Origin of the sequence: Dyella sp. EPa41 (assembly GCF_016586165.1) — a bacterium.
Classification (GTDB): Bacteria; Pseudomonadota; Gammaproteobacteria; order Xanthomonadales; family Rhodanobacteraceae; genus Dyella.
The window spans coordinates 1-6,886 of sequence record NZ_BCPR01000125.1 but is presented as its reverse complement, the minus strand read 5'-3'; the positions used below and the strand labels follow the sequence as shown (position 1 = coordinate 6,886).

Genomic DNA, 6,886 nt, shown 5'->3' with positions numbered 1-6,886 from the left:
CGCAGTGCTGGATGGCGCAGTAGGGAGTTCTTTCGCGAGCACCCACCCCTCACCCCAGCCCTCTCCCCGAAGGGGAGAGGGAGTGTGTGGCGATGTTGCGGCGTGGCTGCCTGCTCTTGTAGGAGCGCACCCTGTGCGCGACAGCCTTACGGAGCGTTGCCACTGGAATGCCGCGATCGCGCACCGGGCGCACTCGGTAATGCGCACATCCCACCGCCTTTCATCGCACGCTGCTCTCAGTGGCTCGCCAGTTTTGCGGCGGCGGCGATGAGCACGCCTCCGGAAATGCCTTCAACGCAACGCCTGCGTCGATCGCCGAGGCCACCGGCCTTGCTTCCGGTGGTGGCCACCACGGCGCTGAGCACGCTGTAGACCAGGGCGCACAAGCCGATGAAGATCGCGGAGAGCACGAGGGCCTGTCGTGCGGCCGGTTGGTCGTGCTGCATGAACTGCGGAAGGATCGCGAAGTAGATCATCATCCCTTTGGGGTTGAGCGCGGCCGTGAGAAAGCCCTTGCCGAACTGATGCGCGACTTGCTCCTTCGGCACGCCGGCGGCGCGTGGTTTCACGGCTGACCTGAGCAACTGCAGGGCCAGATAAGCCAGGTAGAGCACACCGGCCCATCGCAGGGATTCGAAGATCAGCGGTGAAGCGGCGATGACCGCGGCGAGGCCGAAGGCCACCAGCAGCGAATGCACCACGTAGCCGGCACAGACACCAAGCGTGGCGCGCAAGCCGGCAACAGCGCTGCCGGAAACCGCCTGGGAAATGATGAAGAGCATGTCCGGCCCGGGTGCGCAGATAAGGGGCAGGACGGTGAGGGCGAAGAGGCCTAGCGCATGGTTGTTCATGGCGGAACAAATTACGCCAGTCATGGCGCCATTTGGCGCCAATTATTCCAATGTTATGAGCAAATTTGGCATATCATGCCAATAAACAAGCCGTGGATAGACGGGTATGCCAATCAAGCTTGATGCGATAGACAGGCGGATTCTGCGTGCCCTGCAGGAAGACGGGCGGCTGCAGAACACGGATCTCGCACGCAAGGTGGGCTTGTCGCCGTCGCCGTGCCTGCGGCGGGTTCGCCTGCTGGAAGAGGCGGGTGTCATCGATCGCTACGTGACGATTCTCAACCCGTCGATGGTCGGCGCCGGGCTGACGCTGTTCACGCGCGTATGGCTGACCGCCCAGGACGCCGAGACCATCGAGCATTTCATCGGCGCGATGAAGCTGCTGCCCCAGGTGATGGAGTGCTACATCATGCTCGGCGAGAGCGATGCGCTGTTGCGTGTCGTGGTTTCCGACCTGGATGCGTACAGGCAGTTTCAATCCACGCACCTCACCCGCGCGAATGGCATCCAGAACGTGAAGACGGATTTGCCAAGCCAGGTCGTCAAGCAGACCTATGCGTTGCCGCTCTAGCGCCGGTTGCGCCGCGTGGTGGGCGGGTGTGGTCCCGTGGACGTCCGGCAGGGCGTGACCCGGGGCGACGCCACCAAAAAGCCTATATACATCGGCACCCCTATCACTTAGGCCGGATGGGATTGGCGGCAGAGTCCGCCTATATTTGCGCGCGTTGCCGCCCGCCCACTGGTCGTTGCGAATTCCCAAGCCTGGCGGCTTCGTTTGCCCATGCCTCGACGGACTCACGGGGAAGGGACGATGACTGTCATGCTCGGACAATCATCGGCGTTCCAGCGGTTGCGTGAACAGCTTCGCCGCTACGCCGAATGCGACATCCAGGTGCTGATCGAGGGGGAGACCGGCACCGGAAAGGAACTCGCCGCGCGGGAGATTCATTACGCCAGCGCACGGAGCGGGCGTCCCTTCGTACCCGTCAATTGCGGGGCGTTGCCGGACAATCTCATCGAGAACGAACTGTTCGGCCACGAGCGTGGCGCGTATACGGATGCGCGCTGTGCACAGCCCGGCCTGATCGATCATGCACGCGGCGGCACGCTGTTTCTCGACGAGGTGGATACCTTGTCGAGCAAGGCGCAGGTGACCTTGCTGCGTTTCCTGGAGAACAACGAATACCGTCCCGTGGGTGGCGGCCTCGCGCGCGTGTCCAATGCACGGGTCATTGCCGCGACCAACAGTTGCCTGGAGGAAGAGGTGGCGGCGGGCCGTTTTCGTCGCGACCTGCAATACCGGCTCAACGCACTGAACGTACGCATGCCACCGCTTCGCGAGCGCGAAGGCGATGTGCCGCTGCTCGCCGAACACTTTTTGGATGTGATGGCGCGCCGGCTCGAAGGATCCACCAAGCAGTGGAGTGGGGAAGCCATGCGCATCCTGTGCGCGTATGCATGGCCCGGCAACGTGCGCGAACTGGAGAACGTCGTGCTTCGTGCCTACATGCAGGCGGATGGAAGGTTGATCGAGCCATCCGCCGTGGCCGAGCTGGCCGACGATGCGGTGGTGCCTGCCGGCGGGTTCGGGCCGGGCGATGACCAGTTTGGCTATCACGCGGCACGCCATCACGCGATCCACGTGTTCGAGCGTGGCTACCTGCTCGGACTGATGGCGCGCACGCAGGGCAATGTCACGGCGGCCGCGCGCCTGTCGGGCACCGAGCGCCGGCAACTGGGCAAACTGCTCAAGAAGCACGGCATCGATACACGCCGCTTCCGCACGCAGCCGTAAGTTTCCCCGTCATTGAACGATGCCCGCGCATTCATCGCGCGTGACAGCGTGCCCGAAGCGCACCTTCAGCGGGTTCGGGTGGACCCATCTCCGCCGGTAAAGCGGGTCATTTCCGACCCGGCGTGTTGTGGCCATCGTTGTGCTGTCGCGCTTGTGCGCTGGCACGCGTGTTGCCTGAAGACCTCGTGCACGTGGAGGCACGGCATGGGTCATCGGCGAAGTGACGACGAGCGGGGGAGGCAGGAAGTGGAGCGTGCCGTGCTTGCCTATCTGCATCGCCACCCGGATGCCGCCGACACGCTCGATGGCATCGTCAGCTGGTGGCTTCCACAGCAGCGTTACGAAACCGAGCGCGAACGCATCGAGCGCGTGCTCAGCGTGCTGGTGGAGCGGGGCGCGCTTCGCTGTGACCGTCTTCCCGACGGCGCCGTGCTCTATGCGCTGAACCGTGACACCCGGCCGCCCTTGCATTGACTGCCACACCCGGCCCTTACCGAGGAAACACCCATGCCAGCCACACTGAGTTACCCAGGCGTCTACATCGAGGAGATCCCCAGTGGCGTTCGCACCATCACCGGCGTCGCGACCTCGATCACCGCCTTTATCGGCCGGGCCGCGAAGGGCCCGATCGATGCCGATCCGGATGGCCCCGTGCTCATCAACAGCTACGGTGACTACGAGCGCAACTTCGGCGCGCTCGATCCCGCTTATCCGTTGGGTTACGCCGTGCGCGATTTCTATCTGAATGGCGGAGCGCAGGCGATCATCGTGCGGCTGTACGAGGGCGACGCGAGCAAGGCCAAGGCGAACTTCGACATCACGAACCTGACGCTCGAGGCGGCATCCGCGGGGGGCTGGGCCAACCAGCTGCGCGTGCGCATCGACACCCAGGTGTCCGCCGAGGTGGCAGCGCTGTACGGGTTGACGGCGGGCGACCTGTTCAACGTGACCGTGCGGGACATGGCCAGCGGCGCGCAGGAGTCGTTTCTCAATGTGTCCGTGAAAGACAGTCCGCGACGCGTGGATCGCGTGCTGAAGGCGGGGTCATCGTTGATCCGCGTAAAGGACGGCACATTGACCAGCGCGGTGCCTGCCGCCATGGGCGATGCGCCGGCCGGCAAGACCGTGTGGGATCAGGACGGCAGTTCGGTCGGCGTCAAGAACAAGGGCGTGGACAGTCCCGCCCTGCAGCCCGGCACCTATGAGGGCAACGCCGACGACAAGACCGGCATGTATGCGCTCAAGAAGGTGGACCTGTTCAACCTGTTGTGCATTCCGGCCGATACACGCGGCGGCGACACCGATCCCGGCGTCTACCAGCAGGCCATGGCGTTTTGCGTCGATCGTCGCGCCTTGCTGATCGTGGATGCGCCGGGGGCATGGTCGAGCGCCAATGCGATCACCAGCCAGAACAACAAGGCGCTGACGGACCTCAACCTCAACGGCACGGCGGCACGCAATGCGGCGGTGTTCTTCCCTCGCGTGCTGGAGTCCGACCCCGCGCGCCAGGGGCAGATCGACACCTTCGTGCCCTGCGGCATCATCGCCGGCGTGATGGCGCGTACCGATACGCAGCGCGGCGTATGGAAAGCGCCGGCCGGGCTGGATGCGGCGCTCAATGGCATCCAGGGCCTTTCGGTCGTGCTCACCGATGGCGAGAACGGCCAGCTCAATCCGCTCGGCGTGAACTGCCTGCGTAGCTTCCCGGCCAGCGGGGCGGTGGTGTGGGGTTCGCGCACGTTGCGCGGCTCGGACCTGCTGGCGGACGACTACAAGTACATCCCCGTGCGCCGCCTCGCGCTCTACATCGAGGAGAGCCTGTTCCGCGGCACGCAGTGGGTGGTGTTCGAGCCCAACGATGATCCGTTGTGGGCGCAGATACGGCTCAACGTCGGCGCGTTCATGCACAACCTGTTCCGCCAGGGCGCCTTCCAGGGCAAGACCCCGCAGGACGCCTACTTCGTGAAGTGCGACAGCGAAACCACCACGCAGAACGACATCAACCTCGGCATCGTCAACATCGTGGTCGGTTTCGCGCCACTGAAACCCGCCGAATTCGTGGTCATCCAGCTGCAGCAGATGGCCGGCCAGATCCAGACCTGAGGACAATGTCATGGCTCAGTTCAGCGTGAACGCGCAGCGCTTCGATCCCTACAAGAACTTCAAGTTCCGGGTGAAGTGGGATGGCCGCTATGTGGCGGGCGTCAGCAAGGTATCGGGCTTGAAGCGCACCACCGAAGTGGTGAAGCACCGCGAGGGCGGCGACCCCAGCAGCAGCCGCAAATCGCCGGGGCGCACCGAGTACGACGCCATCAGCATCGAACGCGGCGTCACCCACGACCTCGAATTCGAGAAGTGGGCGAACAAGATCTGGAACTACGGCGCCGGGCTGGGCGCCGAAGTGTCGCTCAAGGACTTTCGCAAGGACCTGATCCTCGAGGTGTACAACGAGGCGGGCCAGCTTGCGCTCGCCTACAAGATCTACCGCTGCTGGGTGTCGGAGTACCAGGCCTTGCCGGACCTGGACGCCAATGCCAACGCAGTGGCCATCCAGCACATCAAGCTGGAAAACGAGGGTTGGGAGCGCGATGTCGGCGTGCAGGAGCCCACCGAACCCACCTTCACGGTGCCCGTGGGCTGAGCCATGCGCACGCCGACGGCCAGCGAGTTGTTGAACGTGTGGGAGCGCGCACTCGATGCGCCGGCCGTGGCGCGCGGCCTGTGGCTGTTGCGGCTGACGGACGAGGCGCAGGGCGAGGATGCGTGGCTCGGTCTTTCGCTGGGCGATCGCGACGCCCGGCTGTTGCGCTTGCACGCCAAGCTGTTCGGCCATGTCCTGCAGGGGGTTGCAACATGTCCCGCGTGCCAGTCGACGGTGGAGCTGTTGCTTGATGGCGAAGCGCTTCAGCTTGCACCGACGGAACCGGCGGTGACCGAGCATGTATTGGAACTGCACCCGGCAGGGCGCGACATGGCGATCCGCTTTCGTCCCGTGAATTGCGCCGATCTGTTGGCCCTGCAGTCGTGCGGTGATGTTGACGAGGCGCGGCGGCAGTTGCTTGCGCGTTGCGTGATCGATGTCGGCGGAGAAGGGAGTGCAGACGTCGCCGGCTTTTCTTCCGACGTGCAGGCCGAGCTGGCCGCGGCCATGGCGGCGGCCGATCCGCAGGCGGATATCCAGTTCGATTGCGTCTGCCCGGAGTGCGCCCATCGCTGGCAGCCGCTGTTCGATATCGCGACGTTCCTTTGGCAGGAGCTGCATGCATGGGCGCTGCGCCTTTTGCGTGAAGTGGACACCCTGGCGCGCGCCTATCACTGGAGCGAGTCGGACATCGTGGCGATGAGTCCGCGACGCCGCCAGGCCTACCTGGAGCAATGCGCGTCGTGAGCGACTTTCTCGGCCGGGTGGCATCACGGGTCATGGGTGGCGAGGCGCTGCTCGTGCCGCGGGTGCCTTCGCTATTCGAGCCTGCGCAGCGGGATGTGTTGATGCCGGTGGCGGAAGCGCACGGGGCCGGGTCGCCCCAGCCGGCGAACGTCTTCGCGGAGGATGAGGCGAGGCGCGCGCCAGCGGGTGAGGCGCCATCGCGCAGCGTGCCGGAAAAGCTTACGGCGTCACGCCGCCTGGAACCTACCCAGGAAGAGGCCGCGGCTCTACGCATTGCGCCCATTCGTTCCGCATTGGGGCGCGACAGGACGGAGCCGAGCCAGCAGTTGATGCATCCGGTGAGGGCGTCGTCCGATGCGCAGGCCATCCCCTCCGTGATGGAAAGCCGCGTGCGCCACGAGCATGTGCATCAGCACGTCACGTTACCGGCGCGCGATGCGGATGACGGCGCATTGCTTCCGCCCCGGGGAGCTGTGTTTCCGGCGCAGTCGGTAGGGCTCGATCACCGGGATCGCGGACCGTCGCGGCACACGGCACGCGCGGAGCACCCCCCGCAGGGCGTGGAGCACGAGCCCGTCGTGCATGTGACCATCGGCCGCCTGGAGGTAAGGGCGGGTGCGGCGCCCGCATCGACGCCGCGTCATCAGGAGGCACCTCGCCGCAATGCCTTCGATGACTACCTGCGCGAGCGTGGCAAGGCATCGCCATGAGCAACGTACTGGCCATTGCCGCCGCCACGCGCACATTGCGCAACCTGCTGCTGACGCAGATGCCGGCGCTGGACAACGAGCTCAGCGATCTCGAAGTGACATTGCAGCCACCGGATATCGCGCGCAAGGGCATCAGCAAGGC

Annotated in this window: 8 protein-coding genes; 7 read left to right on the top strand and 1 reads right to left on the bottom strand. The window is 65.1% G+C overall.

The genetic code is table 11. The features are described 5' to 3' along the window. Positions 1-236 precede the first annotated feature (236 nt). Positions 237-851 carry a LysE family translocator gene (locus JMF82_RS21325; protein WP_201316535.1) on the bottom strand — a complete coding sequence of 205 codons (615 nt, stop codon included), beginning with the start codon at positions 849-851 and terminating at the stop codon, positions 237-239. 106 nt (positions 852-957) lie between these two features. On the opposite strand from JMF82_RS21325, the gene JMF82_RS21320 reads away from it, so the two are divergent. The 7 genes from JMF82_RS21320 (at position 958) to JMF82_RS21290 (ending at position 6,744) form a co-directional block, all read left to right on the top strand. Then, a complete protein-coding gene (locus tag JMF82_RS21320) occupies positions 958-1,422 on the top strand; it encodes an Lrp/AsnC family transcriptional regulator (RefSeq protein WP_201316533.1) in 465 nt (154 codons plus the stop codon). 240 nt (positions 1,423-1,662) lie between these two features. Beyond that, the gene (locus JMF82_RS21315; protein WP_236585619.1) at positions 1,663-2,646 is read left to right on the top strand and encodes a sigma-54 dependent transcriptional regulator; all 984 of its coding nucleotides are present in this window, start codon (positions 1,663-1,665) and stop codon (positions 2,644-2,646) included. 204 nt (positions 2,647-2,850) lie between these two features. After that, a complete protein-coding gene (locus JMF82_RS21310) occupies positions 2,851-3,120 on the top strand; it encodes a hypothetical protein (protein ID WP_201316532.1) in 270 nt (89 codons plus the stop codon). 33 nt (positions 3,121-3,153) lie between these two features. Further along, on the top strand, positions 3,154-4,749 hold the full coding sequence (locus JMF82_RS21305) for a phage tail sheath subtilisin-like domain-containing protein (protein WP_201316531.1): 1,596 nt from the start codon (positions 3,154-3,156) through the stop codon (positions 4,747-4,749). A gap of 10 nt (positions 4,750-4,759) precedes the next feature. Beyond that, positions 4,760-5,287 carry a phage tail protein gene (locus JMF82_RS21300; RefSeq protein ID WP_201316530.1) on the top strand — a complete coding sequence of 176 codons (528 nt, stop codon included), beginning with the start codon at positions 4,760-4,762 and terminating at the stop codon, positions 5,285-5,287. A 3-nt stretch (positions 5,288-5,290) separates the two neighbouring features. Next, positions 5,291-6,034 carry a hypothetical protein gene (locus JMF82_RS21295; protein ID WP_201316529.1) on the top strand — a complete coding sequence of 248 codons (744 nt, stop codon included), beginning with the start codon at positions 5,291-5,293 and terminating at the stop codon, positions 6,032-6,034. Next, positions 6,031-6,744 carry a hypothetical protein gene (locus JMF82_RS21290; RefSeq protein ID WP_201316528.1) on the top strand — a complete coding sequence of 238 codons (714 nt, stop codon included), beginning with the start codon at positions 6,031-6,033 and terminating at the stop codon, positions 6,742-6,744. Before JMF82_RS21295 ends, JMF82_RS21290 begins: the two co-directional genes overlap by 4 nt. Positions 6,745-6,886: the final 142 nt, after the last annotated feature.

Bases quoted from the DNA above. Each gene is read 5' to 3' on its own strand.
- JMF82_RS21325 (WP_201316535.1), bottom strand. From the start codon at position 851: ATGAACAACCATGCGCTAGGCCTCTTCGCCCTCACCGTCCTGCCCCTT.
- JMF82_RS21320 (WP_201316533.1), top strand. From the start codon at position 958: ATGCCAATCAAGCTTGATGCGATAGACAGGCGGATTCTGCGTGCCCTG.
- JMF82_RS21315 (WP_236585619.1), top strand. From the start codon at position 1,663: ATGACTGTCATGCTCGGACAATCATCGGCGTTCCAGCGGTTGCGTGAA.
- JMF82_RS21310 (WP_201316532.1), top strand. From the start codon at position 2,851: ATGGGTCATCGGCGAAGTGACGACGAGCGGGGGAGGCAGGAAGTGGAG.
- JMF82_RS21305 (WP_201316531.1), top strand. From the start codon at position 3,154: ATGCCAGCCACACTGAGTTACCCAGGCGTCTACATCGAGGAGATCCCC.
- JMF82_RS21300 (WP_201316530.1), top strand. From the start codon at position 4,760: ATGGCTCAGTTCAGCGTGAACGCGCAGCGCTTCGATCCCTACAAGAAC.
- JMF82_RS21295 (WP_201316529.1), top strand. From the start codon at position 5,291: ATGCGCACGCCGACGGCCAGCGAGTTGTTGAACGTGTGGGAGCGCGCA.